General features: G+C 60.3%; 20 protein-coding genes. 13 read left to right on the top strand and 7 right to left on the bottom strand.

Features of this window, described 5'->3' with window-relative positions:
* Positions 1 to 2: 2 nt before the first annotated feature.
* The 3 genes from ACDO57_RS18765 to hypA are packed head-to-tail and all read right to left on the bottom strand — an operon-like array spanning position 3 to position 1483.
* A complete protein-coding gene (locus ACDO57_RS18765; protein ID WP_024909236.1) occupies positions 3 to 275 on the bottom strand; it encodes a HypC/HybG/HupF family hydrogenase formation chaperone in 273 nt (90 codons plus the stop codon).
* Positions 266 to 1129, bottom strand: a complete 864-nt coding sequence (hypB, locus tag ACDO57_RS18760) for a hydrogenase nickel incorporation protein HypB (RefSeq protein ID WP_370884419.1) — start codon at positions 1127 to 1129, stop codon at positions 266 to 268. The genes ACDO57_RS18765 and hypB overlap by 10 nt, the downstream gene beginning before the upstream one ends.
* A 3-nt stretch (positions 1130 to 1132) precedes the next feature.
* Positions 1133 to 1483: a hydrogenase maturation nickel metallochaperone HypA gene (gene hypA / locus ACDO57_RS18755; RefSeq protein ID WP_029739533.1), complete on the bottom strand. Its 351-nt coding sequence runs from the start codon at positions 1481 to 1483 to the stop codon at positions 1133 to 1135.
* A gap of 211 nt (positions 1484 to 1694) precedes the next feature.
* On the opposite strand from hypA, the gene hycA reads away from it, so the two are divergent.
* The 9 genes from hycA to hycI all read left to right on the top strand — a co-directional run bounded on the left by hycA (position 1695) and on the right by hycI (position 9473).
* Positions 1695 to 2159: a formate hydrogenlyase regulator HycA gene (gene hycA / locus ACDO57_RS18750; protein ID WP_024909233.1), complete on the top strand. Its 465-nt coding sequence runs from the start codon at positions 1695 to 1697 to the stop codon at positions 2157 to 2159.
* A gap of 70 nt (positions 2160 to 2229) precedes the next feature.
* A complete protein-coding gene (locus ACDO57_RS18745; protein ID WP_023308971.1) occupies positions 2230 to 2838 on the top strand; it encodes a 4Fe-4S dicluster domain-containing protein in 609 nt (202 codons plus the stop codon).
* Positions 2835 to 4649 (top strand): formate hydrogenlyase subunit 3, encoded by a 1815-nt coding sequence (hycC, locus tag ACDO57_RS18740; protein ID WP_370884418.1) that lies wholly within the window; start codon positions 2835 to 2837, stop codon positions 4647 to 4649. The genes ACDO57_RS18745 and hycC overlap by 4 nt, the downstream gene beginning before the upstream one ends.
* A 1-nt stretch (position 4650) precedes the next feature.
* Complete coding sequence (locus ACDO57_RS18735) at positions 4651 to 5574, top strand: respiratory chain complex I subunit 1 family protein (RefSeq protein WP_370884417.1); 924 nt, start codon at positions 4651 to 4653, stop codon at positions 5572 to 5574.
* 15 nt (positions 5575 to 5589) lie between these two features.
* Entirely contained in the window at positions 5590 to 7299 is a 1710-nt protein-coding gene (gene hycE / locus ACDO57_RS18730; RefSeq protein ID WP_045908505.1) for a formate hydrogenlyase subunit HycE, read from the top strand.
* A 9-nt stretch (positions 7300 to 7308) separates the two neighbouring features.
* Positions 7309 to 7851 carry a formate hydrogenlyase complex iron-sulfur subunit gene (locus ACDO57_RS18725; RefSeq protein WP_370884416.1) on the top strand — a complete coding sequence of 181 codons (543 nt, stop codon included), beginning with the start codon at positions 7309 to 7311 and terminating at the stop codon, positions 7849 to 7851.
* Positions 7851 to 8618 (top strand): NADH-quinone oxidoreductase subunit B family protein, encoded by a 768-nt coding sequence (locus tag ACDO57_RS18720; RefSeq protein WP_148769289.1) that lies wholly within the window; start codon positions 7851 to 7853, stop codon positions 8616 to 8618. The genes ACDO57_RS18725 and ACDO57_RS18720 overlap by 1 nt, the downstream gene beginning before the upstream one ends.
* Entirely contained in the window at positions 8615 to 9025 is a 411-nt protein-coding gene (locus ACDO57_RS18715) for a formate hydrogenlyase maturation HycH family protein (protein WP_048993001.1), read from the top strand. Before ACDO57_RS18720 ends, ACDO57_RS18715 begins: the two co-directional genes overlap by 4 nt.
* Positions 9018 to 9473 (top strand): hydrogenase maturation peptidase HycI, encoded by a 456-nt coding sequence (hycI, locus tag ACDO57_RS18710; protein WP_370884415.1) that lies wholly within the window; start codon positions 9018 to 9020, stop codon positions 9471 to 9473. Before ACDO57_RS18715 ends, hycI begins: the two co-directional genes overlap by 8 nt.
* An 88-nt stretch (positions 9474 to 9561) precedes the next feature.
* Here the strand turns inward: hycI and ACDO57_RS18705 are convergent, their stop codons facing one another.
* Both ACDO57_RS18705 and ascF read right to left on the bottom strand, forming a co-directional pair.
* The gene (locus ACDO57_RS18705; RefSeq protein WP_032648036.1) at positions 9562 to 10986 is read right to left on the bottom strand and encodes a 6-phospho-beta-glucosidase; all 1425 of its coding nucleotides are present in this window, start codon (positions 10984 to 10986) and stop codon (positions 9562 to 9564) included.
* A gap of 18 nt (positions 10987 to 11004) precedes the next feature.
* Positions 11005 to 12456: a PTS cellobiose/arbutin/salicin transporter subunit IIBC gene (gene ascF, locus ACDO57_RS18700; RefSeq protein WP_048992998.1), complete on the bottom strand. Its 1452-nt coding sequence runs from the start codon at positions 12454 to 12456 to the stop codon at positions 11005 to 11007.
* 214 nt (positions 12457 to 12670) lie between these two features.
* Between ascF and ACDO57_RS18695 the strand changes: the two genes are divergently transcribed.
* The 4 genes from ACDO57_RS18695 (at position 12671) to ACDO57_RS18680 (ending at position 17610) form a co-directional block, all read left to right on the top strand.
* Entirely contained in the window at positions 12671 to 13684 is a 1014-nt protein-coding gene (locus tag ACDO57_RS18695; RefSeq protein ID WP_157189647.1) for a LacI family DNA-binding transcriptional regulator, read from the top strand.
* Between the two features lie 134 nt (positions 13685 to 13818).
* A complete protein-coding gene (hydN, locus tag ACDO57_RS18690) occupies positions 13819 to 14364 on the top strand; it encodes an electron transport protein HydN (RefSeq protein WP_029739520.1) in 546 nt (181 codons plus the stop codon).
* A 5-nt stretch (positions 14365 to 14369) separates the two neighbouring features.
* The gene (gene hypF, locus ACDO57_RS18685) at positions 14370 to 16610 is read left to right on the top strand and encodes a carbamoyltransferase HypF (RefSeq protein WP_370884414.1); all 2241 of its coding nucleotides are present in this window, start codon (positions 14370 to 14372) and stop codon (positions 16608 to 16610) included.
* Complete coding sequence (locus ACDO57_RS18680) at positions 16588 to 17610, top strand: HoxN/HupN/NixA family nickel/cobalt transporter (protein WP_370884413.1); 1023 nt, start codon at positions 16588 to 16590, stop codon at positions 17608 to 17610. The genes hypF and ACDO57_RS18680 overlap by 23 nt, the downstream gene beginning before the upstream one ends.
* On the opposite strand, the gene ACDO57_RS18675 is transcribed toward ACDO57_RS18680, so the two are convergent.
* A complete protein-coding gene (locus ACDO57_RS18675) occupies positions 17583 to 19250 on the bottom strand; it encodes an SgrR family transcriptional regulator (RefSeq protein WP_370884412.1) in 1668 nt (555 codons plus the stop codon). The genes ACDO57_RS18680 and ACDO57_RS18675 overlap by 28 nt on opposite strands.
* 132 nt (positions 19251 to 19382) lie before the next feature.
* The gene (gene nagE, locus ACDO57_RS18670) at positions 19383 to 20873 is read right to left on the bottom strand and encodes an N-acetylglucosamine-specific PTS transporter subunit IIBC (RefSeq protein WP_032648026.1); all 1491 of its coding nucleotides are present in this window, start codon (positions 20871 to 20873) and stop codon (positions 19383 to 19385) included.
* Between the last annotated feature and the right edge of the window lie 58 nt (positions 20874 to 20931).

The following is a 20931-nucleotide window of genomic DNA, read 5'->3' as shown; positions in this document are numbered from 1 at the left end:
GATTACCGCTCCTCGCCGTACAGCAGCGCACCCACGTCAGGCTCCACGTCGAACATATTTTGCAGGGCGTCGAGCGTGTCGCGGGCTTCCGCTTCGTTAATCACGCTCATGGCAAACCCCACGTGCACCAGCACCCACTGGCCGAGACGCGATGCGCCCGTTTCATCTGTGTTGCCCACCAGCGTCAGGTCCACGTCGCGCAGGATGCCGCAGACCTCGACTTTGGCCTGATTACCGTCGATGGCGTAAATTTGCCCAGGTACGCCTATGCACATCGCTCGTTCTCCAGCCACTGTAGCCAACTGTCCATGCCGTCACCGCGCGTGGCGGAGACCAGCAGGATCTCAATCTCTGGATTCACTTCACGGGCATACGCCAGGCACTTATCCACGTCGAAATTCAGGTACGGCAGCAGGTCGACTTTGTTCAGCAGCATGATGGACGCGGCGGCAAACATATGCGGGTACTTCAGCGGTTTGTCTTCGCCTTCGGTCACCGAAAGCACCGCCACCTTGTGCCGTTCGCCCAGGTCGAAGCTCGCCGGGCAGACCAGGTTGCCGACGTTTTCAATAAACAGAATGCCATCATCCGCCAGCGGCAGACGCGGGGCGGCGTCGGCAATCATCTGTGCATCCAGGTGGCAGCCTTTGCCAGTATTAACCTGAATCGCCGGGGTGCCGGTTTCGCGAATACGCGCCGCGTCGTTAACGGTTTGCTGGTCGCCTTCAATCACCGCGCAGGAGACGCGCCCGTTCAGGCGCTTGAGCGTTTCCGTTAACAGCGTGGTTTTGCCGGAGCCGGGGCTGGAGACCAGATTCAGCACCAGCTGTTTGCGGGTGGCAAAGCGGGCGCGGTTGCGGGCGGCGATCTGGTTATTTTTGTCCAGCACGTTGATTTCCACCTCCAGCATCTGGCGCTGGCTGATACCCGGCGCGTGGGTGCCCGCCTCCCCGTGGCCGTAGTGCAGATCGCCCACTTCGGAGCGCTGCGGAGCGAAGGTGATACCGGTCAGTGCCGCAGAAGGTCGTGGGGCAGGAGAAAAGGGCGCGGAGCGAAACGCGGAATGGGGGCGATGTTCATCCCCTTCTATATACAGGTTGCCTTCGGCGCAACCGCAGGTACTACACATACTTTACTCCTTCTCGATTTCGAGACGTTGGATCTGCATGCCGTCATCCGCCACGATGCGAAGACCGGTGCTCTGACACTGCGGACAGCGCTGAACCTTTGATGACAGCAGGGTGACGTACTGCTGGCACTGTTCGCACCAGCACTCCGCCTGCTGCTCTTCAATATGCAGTTCGCAGCCTTCCGCCAGCGTGCCGCGGCACACCAGTTCAAAACAGAAATTCAGGGCGCTGGTCTCGACGCAGGAAAACGCCCCGACCTTCAGCCAGACGCCGGTAACGCGTTTCGCGTGGTTTTGCACTGCCTGCTGCTCGATAAGTTCCAGAGCCCGCTGGCAGAGGGTGATTTCGTGCATGACGCCTCCTCAGTGAATTGCGCCATTGAATGCAATAACGATGCCAGCTTGATTTTTGTTAAGGCGTGACGATGTCAACGCTGTCGAAATGACACGTCGACACCGCGGCGTTGACAGCGGTTTTGCAATTAAACACATTAAAAATCATAAAGATAAAAACTGGCATGGAATCTGCTTAACAGCCGCTATCTCCATTAAACGGATACCTTCTATGACTATTTGGGAAATCAGCGAAAAAGCGGATTACATCGCGCAGCGTCATCAGCAGCTGCAGGACCAGTGGCACCTTTACTGCAACTCGCTGGTTCAGGGCATTACCCTCTCGAAAGCGCGTCTTCACCACGCGATGAGCTGCGCGGCACAGGGGGATATGAGCTTTGTCCTGTTCGGCCATTTCACCATTAACGTGACCCTGGCGGATAACTTCAACAGCCACACCATTGAGTACCACCTCGAGACAAAAGACGGCGAAAAACAGTGTATTGCGAAGGCGCAGCTGATGGCCGACGGCATGGTGGACGGCCACGTCAGCAACCGCGATCGCCAGCAGGTGCTGGAGCACTATCTGGAAAAAATCGCGCCGGTCTATAACGGCCTGTACGCCGCCGTTGAACGCGATCTCCCGGTCAACCTGAAGCAGCTGATGGACGGAAATACCTCAGCTAACGTGGCCTGACCCTTGCGTGTCGAGAAGTGTCGACAAGACAGTTTTTCGTCAAAAATGACTATCACCAGAGGATGACCCGGTGAACCGTTTTGTAATTGCCGACTCGACGGTCTGTATTGGCTGTCGAACCTGTGAGGCGGCGTGTTCGGAAACGCATCGCCTGCATGGGCTGCAGTCCATGCCGCGCCTGCACGTCATGCGTAATGAAAAAGAGTCTGCCCCGCAGCTCTGCCATCACTGTGAAGATGCTCCCTGCGCGGGTGTCTGCCCAGTGAATGCCATCACCCGTGTTGATGGCGCTGTCCAGCTGAACGAAAGCCTGTGCGTAAGCTGCAAGCTGTGCGGCATCGCCTGCCCGTTTGGCGCGATTGAATTTTCCGGCAGCCGTCCGCTGCACATTCCGGCGAACGCTAACTCGCCAAAAGCCCCGCCTGCGCCACCGGCTCCGGCACGCGTAAGCACGCTGCTGGACTGGGTGCCCGGCATCCGCGCCGTGGCGGTGAAGTGCGACCTGTGCAGCTTCGATGAGCAGGGTCCGGCCTGCGTGCGCACCTGCCCGACTAAGGCATTGATTCTGGTTAACATTCGCGACATCGCCCGTACCAGCAAGCGTAAACGCGAGCTGACCATCAACAGTGATTTTGGCGACCTTTCTCTGCTACAGGCGCTTAACGAGGGGGCGAAATGAACGCGGCAATGATGATTACCAGCGCGGTAGCCTGTTTTACTGCCGCCGCTGTTCTGGCGCTGATCTTCTCATTCCATAAAACCCTGAGCGGCGCGATCGCCGGGATTGGCGGGGCGGTCGCTAGCCTGATGACGCTGGCGGCAGGCGGCGTTGTCCTGCTCGGCGGCCAGTCCGCAGAAACCGTGATGCCGCTGATTCGGCACACCGTTGAGATCACGCCCCTGAACGCCATCTGGCTGGTGACGTTTGGTCTGTGCGGGCTGTTTATCAGCCTGTTCAATATCGACTGGCACCGCCACCCGCACGCTAAAGCCAACGGCCTGCTGGTCAATCTGCTGATGGCGACGGCGGTCTGTACCGTTATCGCCAGCAACCTCGGCGCGCTGGTGGTGATGGCGGAAATCATGGCGCTGTGCGGCGTGTTCCTGACGGGCTGCAGCGCCTCCGGCAAGCTGTGGTTTGCGCTGGGACGCCTGGGGACGCTGCTGCTGGCGCTGGCCTGCTGGCTGGTGTGGCAACGCTTTGGCACGCTGGATTTCTCTGCGCTCAACGGGCATCCGCTGGGGAATGACGTCTGGCTGCTGGGCGTTATCGGCTTTGGCCTGCTCGCTGGCATCATCCCGCTGCACGGCTGGGTGCCGCAGGCGCATGCGAATGCCTCCGCGCCCGCCGCCGCGCTGTTTTCGGTGGTGATGATGAAAGTGGGTCTGTTCGGAATTTTGGCGATTACGCTGACCGGCGGACAACCGCCGCTGTGGTGGGGCGTTGTGCTGCTGATCGCCGGAATGATTACCGCGTTCGTCGGCGGCCTGTACGCGCTGATGGAGCACAATATCCAGCGTCTTCTGGCGTACCACACGCTTGAAAATATCGGCATCATCCTGCTCGGTATTGGCGCGGGCGTAACCGGGCTGGCGCTAAATCATCCGGCGCTAATCGCGGCCGGTTTTATCGGCGGTCTTTATCACCTTGTTAACCATAGCCTGTTTAAAAGCACCCTGTTCCTCGGGGCGGGCAGCGTCTGGTTCCGCACCGGCCATCGGGATATCGAAAAGCTGGGCGGGATTGGCAAAAAGATGCCGGTAATTTCACTGGCGATGCTGGTCGGGCTGATGGCAATGGCCGCGCTGCCGCCGCTGAACGGCTTTGCCGGGGAGTGGGTGATCTATCAGTCCTTCTTCGCGCTCGGTCAGAGCGATCTCTTTATCGCGCGTTTGCTCGGCCCGCTGCTGGCGGTCGGGCTGGCAATTACCGGGGCGCTGGCGGTGATGTGCATGGCGAAAGTCTACGGCGTAACCTTCCTCGGTGCGCCGCGCACCCGCGAAGCTGAAAACGCCTGTTGCGCACCGTTGTTGATGGGCGTGAGCGTGGTCGCGCTGGCGCTGTGCTGCATCGCGGGCGGCGTCGCCGCACCGTGGCTGCTGCCGCTGCTGGGCAACGCCATTCCGCTGCCGCTGACCGTGGCGAATACCACCGTCTCTCAGCCTATGATCGCGCTGCTGCTGATTGGCGCACCGCTGCTGCCGCTCGTCCTGATGCTGTTCTTCAAACGCGACAGGCTCACCTCCCGCGCGCGCGGTGCGGCGTGGGCCTGTGGCTACGAACACGAACAGTCGATGGTTATCACCGCCCACGGTTTCGCCATGCCGGTGAAGGAGAACTTCGCCGCCGTGCTGAAGCTGCGCCACTGGTTGAATCCGGTGGCCTGGGTACCCGGCTGGCAGAGCGCCGCTGCGCCCGCGCTGTTCCGCCGTCTGGCGGTCATCGAGCTGGCGGTGCTGGTGGTCATTGTGATTTCACGAGGAGCCTGACATGAGTTTGTTACTGGCAATTCTTCAGGCGCTGGTGCTGTTCGCCGCCGCGCCGCTGCTGTCGGGCATCACGCGCGTGGCGCGCGCCCGGATGCACAACCGTCGCGGGCCTGGGGTGCTTCAGGAGTACCGCGATCTCTTCAAACTGCTTTCTCGTCAGAGCGTGGCGCCGGATGCCGCAGGCTGGGTCTTCCGCCTGACGCCGTTCGTGATGGTGGGCGTGATGCTCACCATCGCCACCGCGCTGCCGGTGGTGACGGTGGCTTCGCCGCTGCCGGCGCTCGGGGATCTGATTACGCTTATCTACCTCTTTGCCATCGCCCGTTTCTTCTTTGCGATTGCGGGCCTCGACACCGGGAGCCCGTTTACCGGCATCGGCGCCAGCCGCGAGGCGATGCTCGGCGTGCTGGTTGAGCCGATCCTGCTGCTGGGGCTGTGGGTCGCCGCGCAGGTGGCGGGTTCCACCCACATCAGCTTTATCACCCACACCGTTTACCACTGGCCGGTGGCGCGTTCAATCCCGCTGGTGCTGGCGCTGTGCGCCTGCGCGTTCGCCACCTTCATTGAGATGGGTAAACTGCCGTTCGACCTGGCGGAAGCCGAGCAGGAGCTGCAGGAAGGACCGCTCACCGAATACAGCGGCTACGGCTTCGCGGTGCTGAAGTGGGGCATCAGCCTCAAGCAGCTGGTGGTGCTGCAGATGTTTGTCGGCGTCTTCTTCCCGTGGGGGCAGATGACGCACTTCTCCGCGGGCGGTCTGCTGCTGGCCGTCGTGGTTGCCGTCCTCAAGCTGCTGGTCGGCGTGCTGGTCATTGCCCTGTTCGAAAACAGCATGGCGCGTCTGCGTTTTGTGGAAACGTCACGCATTACCTGGGCCGGTTTTGGTTTTGCATTTTTAGCGTTCGTCTCCTTGCTGGTGGCGTGATTAAAGAGAGTGTTTATGTCTGAAGAAAAGAAAGGTCAGCAGTATCTCGCCGCATTGCATCAGGCTTTCCCCGGCGTGGTGCTGGAGGAGTCCTGGCAAACCAAAGACCAGATCACCGTCACCGTAAAGGTGAACTATCTGCCAGAAGTGGTGGAGTTTCTCTACTACCGGCAGGGCGGCTGGCTGTCGGTGCTGTTCGGTAACGACGAGCGCCAGCTGTGCGGCAATTACGCGGTGTACTACGTGATGTCGATGGAGCAGGGCGAGAAGTGCTGGATCACCGTGCGCGTCGAGGTCGACCCGAATAAACCGGAATACCCGTCCGTCACGCCGCGCGTGCCCGCTGCCGTCTGGGGCGAGCGTGAAGTGCGCGACATGTATGGCCTGGTGCCGGTTGGTCTGCCGGATGAACGCCGTCTGGTGCTGCCGGACGACTGGCCGGACGAACTCTATCCGCTGCGCAAAGACAGCATGGACTACCGCCAGCGTCCGGCCCCGACCACCGACAGTGAAACCTACGAATTCATCAACGAGCTGGGCAGCAAGAAAAATAACGTGGTGCCGATCGGCCCGCTGCACGTCACTTCCGACGAGCCGGGCCACTTCCGCCTGTTCGTCGACGGCGAAAACATTATCGACGCCGACTACCGCCTGTTCTACGTCCACCGCGGCATGGAAAAGTTGGCGGAAACCCGCATGGGATATAACGAAGTCACGTTTCTTTCTGACCGCGTCTGCGGCATCTGCGGCTTCGCCCACAGCACCGCCTACACCACCTCGGTAGAGAACGGCATGGGGATCGTGGTGCCGGAACGCGCGCAGATGATCCGCGCCATTCTGCTGGAGGTGGAGCGCCTGCACTCGCACCTGCTGAACCTCGGCCTGGCCTGCCACTTCGTCGGGTTTGACTCCGGGTTTATGCAGTTCTTCCGCGTGCGCGAAGCGTCGATGAAGATGGCGGAGATCCTCACCGGGGCGCGTAAAACCTACGGCCTGAACCTGATCGGCGGGATCCGCCGCGACCTGCTGAAGGACGACATGATCCAGACCCGTCAGCTGGCGCAGCAGATGCGCCGCGACGTGCAGGAGCTGGTGGACATGCTTCTCAGCACGCCAAACATCGAGCAGCGCACCGTCGGCATTGGCCGCCTTGACCCGGAGATCGCCCGCGACTTCAGCAACGTCGGCCCGATGGTGCGCGCCAGCGGGCACGCCCGCGACACGCGTGCGGATCACCCGTTCGTCGGCTACGGCCTGCTGCCGATGACCGTGCACAGCGAGCAGGGCTGTGACGTCATCTCGCGGCTCAAGGTGCGCATCAACGAGGTGTTCACCGCCCTGAACATGATCGACTTTGGTCTGGACAACCTGCCGGGCGGCCCGCTGATGGTGGAGGGCTTCACCTACATCCCGAACCGCTTTGCCCTTGGCTTTGCCGAAGCGCCGCGCGGGGACGATATCCACTGGAGCATGACCGGCGACAACCAGAAGCTCTACCGCTGGCGTTGCCGCGCGGCCACCTACGCCAACTGGCCAACCCTGCGCTACATGCTGCGCGGTAACACCGTCTCTGACGCGCCGCTGATCATCGGCAGCCTCGACCCGTGCTACTCCTGCACCGACCGCATGACCGTAGTCGATGTGCGCAAGAAGAAAAGCCAGGTGGTGCCGTACAAAGAGCTTGAGCGCTACAGCATCGAGCGTAAAAACTCGCCGCTGAAATAAGGACTCGCCATGTTTACCTTTATCAAAAAAGTGATCAAAACGGGCACGCAGACCAGCAGCTATCCGCTGGAGCCGATGCCGGTGGATAAAAACTTTCGCTGCAAGCCGGAACATAACCCGCAGCAGTGCATCGGCTGCGCGGCCTGCGTCAACGCCTGTCCGTCGAACGCCTTAACGGTGGAAACGGATCTCAAAACCGGCGAGCTGGCCTGGCAGTTTAACCTCGGGCGCTGCATCTTCTGCGGCCGCTGCGAGGAGGTCTGCCCGACGGTCGCCATTCGCCTGTCGCAGGAGTACGAGCTGGCGGTGTGGAAGAAAGAGGACTTCCTGCAGCAGTCGCGCTTTGACCTGTGCAACTGCCGCGTCTGCAAACGCCCGTTCGCCGTGCAAAAAGAGATCGACTACGCCATCGCGCTGCTGCAGCACAACGGCGACGCCCGTGCGGAGCATCACCGCGAAAGCTTTGAAACCTGCCCGGCGTGCAAGCGTCAGAAGTGCCTGCTGCCGTCCGACCGTATTGATATCACCCGCCATATGAGAGAGGCCAGCTGATGGAAAACCTACTGGGCCCGCGCGACGCTAACGGCATTCCGGTGCCGATGACGGTGGACGAATCCATCGCCAGCATGAAGGCGTCGCTGCTGAAAAAAATCAAACGCTCCGCCTACGTCTACCGCGTGGACTGCGGGGGCTGCAACGGCTGCGAGATTGAGATCTTCGCTACGCTGTCGCCGCTGTTTGACGCGGAGCGCTTCGGCATCAAAGTGGTGCCGTCCCCGCGTCATGCGGACATCCTGCTGTTCACCGGGGCCGTCACCCGCGCAATGCGCTCGCCCGCGCTGCGCGCCTGGCAGTCCGCGCCGGACCCGAAAATCTGCATCTCGTACGGCGCCTGCGGCAACAGCGGCGGCATCTTCCATGACCTCTACTGCGTCTGGGGCGGCACCGACAAAATCGTGCCGGTGGACGTCTACATTCCGGGCTGTCCGCCGACGCCCGCCGCCACGCTGTACGGCTTTGCGATGGCGCTCGGCCTGCTGGAGCAGAAAATCCACGCCCGCGAGCCAGGCGAGCTCGACAACCAGGCTGCGGCCATTCTGCACCCGGACATGGTGCAGCCGCTGCGGGTGAAGGTCGATCGCACGGCGCGCAGGCTGGCGGGCTATCGCTACGGCCGTCAGATTGCCGACGACTATCTGCGCCTGCTGAGCCAGGGCGAGCATCAGGTCGCACGCTGGCTGGAGGCGGAAAACGATCCGCGCCTCAATGAGATTGTGGCGAACCTGAACAGCATCGTCGATGAGGCGCGTATCCGATGAGTGAAACGGTGGTGTTCAGCCAGCTGAGCCGTAAGTTTATTGATGAGAACGATGCCACGCCGGATGCGGCGCAGCAGGTGGTCTATTACAGCCTGGCGATTGGGCATCACCTCGGGGTGATTGACTGCCTGGAGGCGGCGCTGAGCTGTCCGTGGTCCGAGTATCTGGCGTGGATCGCCACGCTGGAGGAGGGCAGTACGGCGCGGCGCAAAATGGAGGGCGTGCCGAAGTACGGCGAGATCGTGATCGATGCGAACCACATTGCGATGCTCGCCAACGCCTTTGACGCGGCGCTCGGCAGGCAAACCCCCGGGCAGCAGGCGTGGAGCAAAACGTTGCTCGGCATGCTGCATGATATTCATCAGGAGAGTGCCATCTACCTGATGGTGAGGAGATTACGTGACTGACGTTTTACTGTGTGTCGGCAACAGCATGATGGGCGATGACGGCGCGGGTCCGCTGCTGGCGGAGATGTGCGCCGCGAACCCACAGGGCAGCTGGGTGGTGATTGACGGCGGCAGCGCGCCGGAAAACGACGTGGTCGCCATCCGCGAGCTGCGTCCGGACAGGCTGTTAATCGTCGATGCCACCGATATGGGACTCAACCCCGGTGAGATCCGCCTGATTGACCCGGACGACATCGCCGAGATGTTTATGATGACCACCCACAATATGCCGCTGAATTATCTGGTGGATCAGATCAAAAGTGACGTGGGCGAGGTGCTCTTTTTGGGGATTCAGCCGGACATTGTCGGGTTTTATTACCCGATGACGCCGCCGGTGAAGGAGGCGGTGGAAGTGGTGTATTCACGGCTTGCGGAGTGGGTTGGGGACGGGGATTTCTCCCGGCTCTGAGCAGTGCCGGGTGGCGGCTTCGCCTTACCCGGCCTATCAAACCCATCTCCCTCTCCCTGTGGGAGAGGGCTGGGGTGAGGACAACAGGCTATTCGAGATCCGCCCCGTTACTCGCAATCACCTTCTTATACCACCAGAACGATTTCTTGCGTTTGCGCTCCAGCGTGCCGTTCCCGGCGTCGTCGCGGTCGACGTAGACAAACCCGTAGCGCTTGCTCATCTCCCCGGTTGAGGCAGAGACAAGGTCAATACAGCCCCAGGTGGTGTAGCCCATCAGCGGCACGCCGTCCTCAATCGCGTCGCCCATCGCGCGGATATGCTCGCGCAGATAGCTGATGCGGTAGTCGTCGTTAATCTCGCCGTTTTCATCAACGACATCTTTCGCTCCCAGGCCGTTTTCCACCAGGAACAGCGGCTTCTGGTAGCGGTCGTACATCATGTTCATGGTGATGCGCAGGCCGAGCGGGTCGATGCCCCAGCCCCATTCGCTCACCTGAATATGCGGGTTGCGCAGGGATTTGACGATGTTCGCCGCATTGGTATTGTTCGCGTTCATATCCGCCGAGGCGCAGCGCGAGGCGTAATAGCTGAACGAGACAAAGTCGACGGTGTTTTTCAGAAGTAGATCATCGCCCGGGTCTTTCACAATCACCACGCCTTTCTCGCGGAACACGCGGGCAGAATAGGCCGGATAGCTGCCGCGCGCCTGCACGTCGATAAAGAACAGGTTCTCGCGGTCTTTCTCCAGCGCCATCCACACGTCTTCCGGCTTGCAGGAGTACGGATAGAAATTTCCGCCCGCCAGCATGCAGCCGACCTGGTTTTCCGGGTTCACCTCGTGAGCAATTTTAGTCGCCAGCGCGCTCGCCACCAGCTCGTGGTGCGCGGCCTGGTATTTCACCTGATCTTCATTTTCGCCTTCCTCAAACACCAGCCCCGCGCCGGAGAACGGGCTGTGCAGCATGATGTTGATTTCGTTGAAGGTCAGCCAGTATTTCACCAGCCCGTTAAATTCCTCAAAGCAGGTGCGGGCATAGCGGGCAAAGAAATCGACCATCTTACGGTTGCGCCACGAGCCGTACTCCGTCACCAGGTGCATCGGCACGTCGAAGTGGCAGAGCGTTACCAGCGGCTCGATGTTGTACTTTTTGCACTCTTCGAATACCGCGCGGTAGAAGGCAATACCCTCTTTGTTCGGCAGCGGTTCGTCGCCGTTCGGATAGAGGCGGCTCCAGGCGATCGAGGTGCGGAACACCGTAAAGCCCATCTCCGCCATCAGGGCGATGTCTTCTTTATAGCGATGGTAAAAATCAATCGCCTCGTGGCTCGGGTAGAATTCGTCGTCACGCAGCGAAAAACGCTTTTCCTTACCGAGCTTCACCGCCAGGCGGTTCGCGCCGTGGGGGATCATATCGACCGTTGTCAGCCCTTTGCCGCCCTCACGGTAAGCGCCTTCACTCTGGTTGGCGGCAAGCGCGCCGCCCCATAAAAATCCTTGTGGAAAAACAGACATTCTTACCTCGCTTTCAATTTATGCTTTTGCTGCGTTGTTCTGTACCGGTGCGGTCTGCAGGGCGCGCGCTTTTTCGGCGTCGTCTTCGACCGGAATATCCTCAAAGCCCAGTATCAGGGTCAGAACAAACGACAGCACGACTGCCAGACCCATCACGCCAAACACCCAGACGATGGTCATCGGGTTCGCCGGGTCGAAGAACTGTACGCTGGTAAACAGCCCCGGTGCCGCCATCGAGTGGCTGGCAAGACCCGCGATACCGGCAACCGCGCCGCAGATAAAGCCGCTGATCAGGCTCGCGATCAGCGGACGTTTCAGACGCACCGCCACGCCGTACAGGGCCGGTTCAGAGATCCCCGCCATGATGGCGGAGGCCGCCGCCGCCAGCGCCGTCTGGCGCAGATCCGGGTTTTTGGTTTTCCACGCCACCGCCAGCGACGAACCGCCGAGCGACAGGTTGGCGCCAATTTCCGACGGCATCACCATCCCTTCCTTGCCCGTCTCGGCAATGGTCTGAATGATGGTTGGCGTAAACACGCGGTGCATCCCGGTCATGACCAGCAGCGGCCACAGCGCGCCCATGATGGCCACGGAGAGCCAGCCCAGATAGCCGTGAATGGTGTAAACCAGCGCGGAGATGGCGCTACCGATCCAGATGCCCAGCGGCCCAATCAGCACGATGGCGAGCGGGGCGGCAATCAGCACGATCAGCATCGGCTTGAGGAAGTTTTTGGTTACCGCCGGGGTGATGCGATCCACCCAGCGCTCGATGTATGACAGGCACCAGGTCATCACCAGAGCCGGGATGACGGTGTAGGTGTATTTCACCGCCGTCACCGGGATAAAGGCGAACTCAACGTGTTCGCCCTGCGCGGCTTTCGCCATCAGCTCGATAAAGCTCGGGTGCACCAGCACGCCCGCAATGGCGATGGCCAGCGACATGTTGGTTTTGAACTTCACCGCCGCCGAGGCCGCCACCATCAGCGGCAGGAAGAAGAACGCGCCGTCGCCGATGACGGTCAGAATAGTGAGCGTCGGCGCGCCTTTTGGCAGCACGCCGGTCATCTCAAGGATCATCGCCAGCAGCTTGACCATTGAGCCGCCGATGATCGCCGGGATCAGCGGGGACATGGTGCCGATCAGCGCGTCGAGGATCCCGGCGCCAATGCGACGCAGCGTCAGCTTTTGCGGGCCTTCCGGTACGGCAGGCTGCAGGCTGGTTGGCAGCAGGCTCACCACTTCGCGGTACGCCTGCGAAACGGTGTTGCCGATGATGACCTGGCACTGGTTGTCGGTGCGCACCACGCCGAGCACGCCGCTGATGCTTTTCAGGCGCGCGGTATCGGTAAGGCTTTCGTCTTTCAGAACGAAACGAAGTCGCGTCATGCAGTGGGTGACGGCGACGATGTTCTCTTTGCCACCCAGCGCGCTGACAACGTCGTTCGCCAGCGCAGCGTAATTTTTGGCCATCGGATGTGATCCTGTTATCGTTGTGAGAAATGTAGGAAACCGGTTCCACATAATCATCATGAGTTTCTTTTGATGAAACAAGATCGCTTTTTGACCATTTTTTTATTTCGTGACGACGATCACCAGCAGGAGCCAAAAGCGTGATTTCACCGCTGCGACAATTTTTCTGCAGTGCAGTACACTGCGCTCCATCAGATGCAGACGGAATAACAACATGACCACGATGCTTGAAGTGGCGAAGCGGGCAGGCGTTTCGAAAGCCACGGTGTCCCGGGTGCTGTCGGGAAATGGCTATGTCAGCCAGGAGACCAAAGACAGGGTTTTTCAGGCCATTGAAGAGAGCGGCTATCGCCCAAATTTGCTGGCGCGCAACCTGGCGACCAAACGTACCCAGACGCTGGGCCTGGTGGTGACGAACACCCTTTATCACGGCGTCTACTTTAGCGAGCTGCTGTTTCACGCCGCGCGCATGACGGAAGAGAAAGGGCGGCAGCTGATCCTCGCGGACGGCAAGCACAGCGCGGATGAAGAGCGCGAGGCGATCCAGTATCTGCTCGATATGCGCTGTGACGCGGTGATCATCTATCCGCGTTTTCTGAGCGTGGAAGAGATGGATGAGATCGTCGAGAAGTGCGAGCAGCCCATTATGGTGCTCAACCGCCGCCTGCGTAAAAACAGCAGCCACTGCGTGTGGTCGGATCATAAAGCCTCCAGCCAGGACGCGGTGTCACAGCTGATTGCGAAAGGGCATCGGGAGATCGCCTTTATCACCGGCTCGCTGGATTCTCCCACCGGGGTTGAGCGTCTCTCCGGCTATAAGGACGCGCTGGCGCAGCACGGTATTCCGCTGCGCGAGGGGCTGATTGCGCAGGGGAAGTGGAACCCCGCCAGCGGCGCGGCGGCGGTGTCCGAACTGCTTGCTCGCGGTGAACGCTTTACGGCGCTGGTGGCGAGTAATGACGACATGGCAATTGGCGCCATGAAGCAGCTGCACGACAGCGGCGTAGCCGCACCGGACGCGGTGTCGGTGATCGGTTTTGACGACGTGGCCATCGCGCCTTACATTGTGCCGTCGCTTTCCAGCGTACGCATCCCGGTAACGGAGATGATCAAAGAGACCATCAGCCGCCTGATCTTCATGCTCGACGGCGGTGAGTTTAAATATCAGCAAATTTTCTCCGGCGAGCTTGTCCTGCGCGACTCGGTTATTGACGGCCCGCACCGCTGATGTCGACAGCTGTCATCGTCATAAGTGACGATGACAGCACCGCTTTAATTTTTAAAATCAATTAAAATCAATAAGTTAATTATTGGCACGGTTTATGAATATCTCCGGGCATAACTGTAATGCTGGAGAAGCAGATGAACCGTTTTATTATGGCCGATGCCAGTAAGTGTATTGGTTGCCGTACCTGTGAAGTGGCGTGCGTGGTTTCCCATCAGGCGGAGCAGGACTGCGCGTCGCTTACCCCTGACACGTTTTTGCCGCGCATCCACGTCATCAAAGGCGTGAATATTTCCACCGCCGCCATCTGTCGCCAGTGCGAAGACGCACCGTGCGCCAACGTCTGCCCGAACGGGGCGATTAAACGCGAGAAGGGCTTTGTGCACGTGATGCAGGAGCGCTGCATTGGCTGCAAAACCTGCGTGGTCGCCTGCCCGTACGGCGCGATGGAGGTGGTGGTCCGTCCGGTGGTACGCAACAGCGGTATGGGACTGAGCGTGCGCGCGGACAAAGCCGAAGCCAACAAATGTGACCTGTGCTACCACCGCGACGCCGGCCCGGCCTGCATGGAAGCCTGCCCGACGCACGCGCTGGTCTGCGTGGATCGCGACAAGCTTGAGCAGATGAGCGCCGAAAAGCGGCGTCGCGCGGCGTTCGACACCTCGTCATCGCTGCTGTTCTGAACCGTATGAGCAGCAACGGCGTTCAGCTGCGCGTGCGCGGCAAGGTGCAGGGCGTCGGGTTTCGTCCCTTCGTCTGGCAGCTGGCGCAGGCGCTTCAGTTGACCGGTGACGTCTGCAATGACGGAGAGGGCGTGCTGGTGCGCCTCGTGGGTAATGGGGGGGCCTTTACCGCGAGGCTGCATCAGGACTGCCCGCCGCTGGCACGCATTGACCGCGTGGAAGCGCAGCCGTTTACCTGGGCGCACGTACCGGAGGACTTTACCATCCGCCACAGCGCGGCCGGGACGATGGACACCCAGATTGTGCCGGATGCCGCCACCTGTCCGGCGTGTCTGGCTGAGATGTGCGACCCACTCGAACGCCGTTATCGCTATCCGTTTATCAACTGCACCCACTGCGGGCCGCGGTTTACCATTATCCGCGCCATGCCCTATGACCGTCCGGCCACGGCAATGGCGCCGTTCCCGCTCTGTGGGCCGTGTGAAGCCGAGTACCGCAATCCTGCCGACCGCCGTTTTCACGCCCAGCCGGTCGCCTGCCCGGACTGCGGGCCCGCGCTTACGTGGCGTGCGGGCGACATGACTGCTGAGCGCGAGGCTGCTCTGCGCGCAGCGGTAGCGATGCTGAAAAGCGGCGGTATAGTCGCGGTTAAAGGGCTGGGTGGCTTTCACCTCGTCTGTGACGCGCGTAACCCGCAGGCGGTCGCGACGCTTCGGTCGCGCAAGCAGCGGCCCGCGAAGCCGCTGGCGGTGATGATCCCGCATGCGGATGACCTGCCGGAGACGGTTCAGGCGCTGCTATGCTCACCCGCCGCACCCATTGTGCTCACGCCAAAAGCCTGGCTGCCCGCGTTCCCGGAAGGTATCGCGCCCGGTCTGGATTCCGTGGGCATCATGCTTCCTGCGAACCCGCTGCAGCACCTTCTTATGATGGACTGCCAGCGACCGCTGGTGATGACTTCCGGCAACCTCAGCGGCAGGCCGCCTGCCATCAGTAATCAACAGGCGCTGGATGAACTGGGCAACATTGCGGACGGCTTCCTGCTGCACAATCGCGATATTCTTCAGCGGATGGACGATTCGGTGATGGATCGGGACGGCACGATGCTGCGCCGGGCGCGCGGTTTTGTGCCGGATGCCATCACGTTGCCTGCGGGATTCGAGAATATCCCCGCCATGTTGTGCACCGGTGCGGAGATGAAAAACACCTTCTGCCTGGTGCGTGGCAACCAGGCGGTGCTGAGCCAGCATTTTGGCGATCTCGGTGACGAGGGTGTCGAAGCGCAGTGGCACGGCGCGCTCTCGACGATGCAGGACATCTATGCCTTCCGTCCTGAGCGCGTGGTGTGCGACGCCCATCCGGGGTACCGTGCGCGCCAGTGGGCGCAGGCGCAGGGGCTGCCCGTTGAAACCGTGCTGCATCATCACGCCCACGCGGCGGCGTGCCTGGCCGAAAACGGCTGGCCGCGCGATGGCGGAGATGTTATCGCCCTGACGCTGGACGGGATCGGCATGGGGGAAAACGGCGCGCTGTGGGGCGGGGAGTGCCTGCGTGTCAACTATCTCGAGTGCGCGCATTTAGGTGGCTTGCCTGCCGTTGCGCTGCCGGGGGGCGATCTGGCGGCGCGGCAGCCGTGGCGCAACCTGCTCGCCCAGTGTCTGGCGTTTGTCCCTGACTGGCAGCAGTACCCGGAAACGCGCGCGGTACAGCGTCAGAACTGGCCGCTGCTGGCGAAGGCTATCCAGCGCGGCGTCAACGCGCCGCGGGCGTCGTCGTGCGGTCGCCTGTTTGATGCCGTCGCCTGCGCGCTGGGTATCGAAACCCAATCCTGGGAAGGTGAAGCGGCCTGCAGGCTGGAAGCGCTGGCGGCACAGTGCAACGGCGTCGAACACCCGGTTACGCTGTCGGTGGAAGACTTCGCGCTTTTCTGGCAGCAGTGGCTGAGCTGGCAGGCAGAGCCCTGCGAGCGCGCGTGGGCGTTTCACGACGCGCTGGCAAAAGGGCTGGCGGAGCTCGCTGCGTTCCATGCCCGGCGCTTATCGCTGTCGACAATCTGTCTCAGCGGCGGTGTGTTGCACAACCGTCTGCTGCGCGCGCGCCTGCGTCATTACCTTTCTGACTTTACGCTTCTTTTTCCTTCGCGCCTGCCCGCAGGTGACGGAGCGATCTCCTTCGGGCAGGCGGTGGTCGCCGCTGCCCGGTCATGTTTACAAAGGACTAAAAATGTTACGACTGTTACGCAATGAACCTCGCGCCGCGCTCCTGCTGCTGGCTCTGGTAATGGCAAACCTGCTGGCCTGGGGATGGGCATGGCACACCTTTAGCGGCAGCACGGCGCTGATGGCGGCAAGTCTGCTGGCGTGGTGTTACGGGCTGCGACACGCGGTGGACGCTGACCACATTGCCGCCATTGATACCGTGACGCGTAAGATGATGCAGCAGGGCAAACGCCCGTCCGGCGTGGGGGCGTGGTTCTCGCTGGGCCACTCCACCATCGTGGTGCTGGCCTCCATTGCCATCGCCGCTACAGCCACGGCGTTTCAGAAAAACATGGAATGGTTCCACGAAACTGGCAGCCTGATTGGTACCGCCGTTTCCGCGACCTTCCTGCTGGCGATGGCGCTGGTGAATATGGTGATCCTGCGCGGCGTCTGGCGCAATTTTCAGGCGCTAAAACGCGGCAGGCCCGTGCAGGGCGACATCACGCTCCCTGCCCAGGGAGGCGTCATGAACTGGCTGTTTGGCAAAACCTTCCGCCTGGTGAATAAAAGCTGGCAGATGTACCTGGTCGGTTTCCTGTTTGGCCTCGGCTTTGACACGGCCACCGAGATTGGCGTGCTGGGGATCTCTGCCGCCAGCGCCTCCAGCGGGATGTCGGTGTGGTCAATCATGATCTTCCCGGCGCTCTTCGCCAGCGGCATGGCGCTGGTGGATACCCTCGATAACCTGCTGATGGTCGGTGCCTACGGCTGGGCGTTTAACAAGCCGCAGCGCAAGCTCTATTACAACATGACCATCACCGGCACCTCCGTGGTGGTGGCGCTGTTTATCGGCGGGCTGGAAGCGCTGGGTCTGCTGATGGATAAATTTGCCCTCAGCGGCGGCGTCTGGGATCTGATTGGCGCGGTAAACGACAACCTGGGCAACGCCGGGTTTGTGGTGGTCGGGCTGTTCGTTGCCTGCTGGCTGATCTCCATGGTCAACTACCGCTGGCGCGGCTACGACGCGCTGGTGGTGCGATCCTGAGCAGGGGGTAGCCAGGCGCGGGTAAAATCAAGCCAGCCGCTGGCGGTCAGCACAATGTCCTGCACGTTTTCCAGGGTGTTAAGACGGTAGCGGTAGTGGAAAAGCGGCGTACAGGCGCCGCTTTCCAGCAAGGAATGAAAGAAGGAGGGCAGGTGATTATTCAGGGTCTCCTCACTTTCACAATAACCCATCAGTTTCTGCTTCTCTTCTTGCCAGGTGTCCTCGCCTAAGGCCGTGGCCCACGCAGGCTCATCAAAAAACCACTCCACCAGGGCAAAGCCTGGCAGTTCACCCGCCAGATAGTCACCCAACAAAAGATCGGCCTGATCCAGCGCGTTATGACCATGCCACTCTTCGCGATCTTTCCATTTCACCGTCACGTTGCAGCTGTGCTTTTTCAGGCGCGCGCGCAGAATATCGGCCAGTTCGCACAGTTCAGGTGTGTGGTAGCAAACCAGCGAAAGCGTGGCGGGAAGCATCGTTTCCGAAGCCTGCGGGTATTGCGGTGGTGTCAGGCCTGGCAGTATTTCCGTTTGGGTTTCTAAATCATCCCGATGGAGAAACTGTTGATGAGTCATGCTCTGAATTTCCTGACGTAGCCAGGCCGCAAGCGGCTCGGGTAACCTTGCGTTTACCATTAGCCAGGCGAATCCGCCGCTGGTGGACGTTACCGCTGCCTGCGCATTTTGTCCTTTCCCGACGGTGATCCACGCCGGCTTTTGCGCCTCCGTACGGGTTCGCCAGAACTCTATCGCATGCAGTAGCGGATGGGCAGCAAAATACCAGGGCTGGCGCTCCAGGCGCAGGTAGTGAGAATGGTGGTGCGCAATGGCAAAGGGCCCGGCACCGATGTCCGGTTGCTGTGGATGTGGCAGGCGGCATACGTGGTGCGCGAGACGATGCGCCAGCATCGCATCGGGGACGGTCAGCTGTATCTCCAGACACCAGGGGGCAATAAGCAACGCCCTGCAGACGTGAGTCAGACCGGCATTGCGTGCCGGATCGGCCAATACATGTTGCAGCGCAATGAGGATATCTTCATCGCTGATAGCTTGCCCATTGTGCCAGTGCGCACCGCTGCGCAGGTAAAAACGCCAGCGGCGTTTGTCTTCGTTGAATTCCCAGTGATGGGCTAGATCAGGTACTGGATGCGGCTGACCGGGCATATAGCGCGTTAATCCCGCGTGTACGGCGCAAATAATGTGCTGCTCAGCGCGACGACGCTGAAGCGCCGGATGAAGCGACGTCAGTGGACGATACCAGGGAATACGCAGGGTTGGCTGGTGCTTAAGCCACTTTCCACCTAAAAAGGGTGTGATGATGTGATGCAGGCTGGCTGGATCGCCATCAGCCAGCTGCAGCGCGCTCTGGTAATCCCCCTTCTCCAGGCAGGCGTGCATCAGAGGGGCGCTGAGTTCGCTGGTGGTTGTCAGGCAGTGCAAGATGGCGCGATGTCCCCGTCCCGGCTGAGCATTCCAGCTTAACCATCCGCTCTGCGCCAGCTGGCGCAACAGGGTACGTGCATGACGTTCACTGCACAGCGCCACCTCGGCGACTTCAGCAATAGTCGTCGGCTTTGGCTCTGCGCCATAGTGTTGATAAAGCCGTTGATACTGAAGGATTTTCTGAAGCTGGCGCATGTCGACGTACCCAGGATAAAAGGTGGATGGTGAGAGTGTAGGTTTTTTTGCGGAATAATTAAGGTCTGGATTGATAAAGTGTTCCGGTTTTGTTCCCCCTCCAGGGCGGAGAGGGAACCGGATTATGCAGCGTCAGATTTCAAGCTGTGCCCGAATCTTTAGCGCAATGCTTTCTGCCTGCGGGCCCAGAATAACCTGCGCATTCTGCGTACCCATTTTGAGAATACCTTTCGCGCCCAGGGATTTCAGCACGGGCTCATCCAGCACGCTGTTATCAACGAGCGTCAGGCGCAGGCGGGTAATGCAGGCATCGACAATCCTGAGGTTGTCTTTGCCACCCAGTGCCGCGATGTATTGTGCGATGGCTTCGCTTTGATCGTCAGAGTTACCCGCTACAGCCTCGTCGTCTTCGCGGCCCGGCGTTTTCAGCTTAAAGAAGCGGATCGCGAAGGTAAATACGACAAAGTAGATCGCGAAGAACAGCACGATCAGTGGGATCAGGATCCACGGCTTAGTAGCCAGTCCCCAGTTGAGAACGAAGTCGATAAGCCCGGCAGAGAAACCAAAACCGTGCAGTACGCCGAGGCTGTTGGTGATCACCATGCTCACGCCCGCCAGTACCGCATGCAGCGCATACAGAGCAGGGGCAAGGAACAGGAAGGAGAACTCGATGGGCTCGGTAATGCCGGTCAGGAAAGCGGTCAGAGCCACAGAAAGCAGCATCCCCCCTACGGTAGCGCGACGTGCTTTCGGTGCGGCGAAATACATCGCCAGCGCGGCACCCGGCAGGCCTCCCATAAAGATCGGGTAAGCCCAGGCCATGTAAACGCCTGCATGCGGGTCACCGGCGAAGAAGCGGTTAAGGTCGCCACGGGTCAGGTCGGTTGCAATCTGCGTGATGCTGGAACCGTCAATACCCGGTACAGCACCGCCAACCACCAGCCCTTTTACCACGTCAGGGGCCAGACAGATATTGTGTACGGCGCTGGCGGCATCGTAAGTCACTTTCAGGCAGTCGCCGAGACTAAACCAGAAGACGGAGTGCAGAATGTAATGCAAACCGAAGGGGATTAGCGCGCGGTTCAGGACACCATAAATAAACCATCCCGGTTCGCCGCTGCGAGAGACAAACAGGCTGAAGGTATCAATACCGTGCTGCACGGAAGGCCAGACATACCCGCAAATCCAGGCGATGAACAGGCAAATAAGCCCGGTTACGATCGGCACCAGGCGTTTGCCCGCAAAGAAGGCGAGAAAGTCCGGAAGTTTGGTGTTTGAGAAACGGTTGTAGCAGTGACCCGCGACGACACCGGCAATGATCCCGGCGAAGAAGGACATGTTAATGGATGAGTTTATGACGGCCGTGGCTTTGGTAAGCACCAGAAAACCCACCGCCCCTGCGAGGGCTGCAGCACCGGCGTTGTCTTTTGCCAGACCAATGGCGATCCCTAAGGCAAACAACAAAGGTAGACTGTCAAAGATACCGCCACCGGCGCTGGCTATAAACGGAATATTAAAAACATCAGGCTGCCCGAGGCGTAATAATATCGCTGCAACGGGCAGGGTGGCGATTGGCAACATCAGGGCTTTACCCAGACGTTGCAGATAACTAAATGCGTTCATGAGAGTGGATTCCAAAAAGGACTTAATTCACGACGAAAAATAACACCTTTTATTTTAA

It is taken from the genome of Enterobacter cloacae complex sp. 2015409, assembly GCF_041365315.1.
Classification (GTDB): Bacteria; Pseudomonadota; Gammaproteobacteria; order Enterobacterales; family Enterobacteriaceae; genus Enterobacter; species Enterobacter pseudoroggenkampii.
The sequence above is the reverse complement of the archived record's forward strand: the minus strand, read 5'-3'. Positions and strand labels throughout refer to the sequence as shown.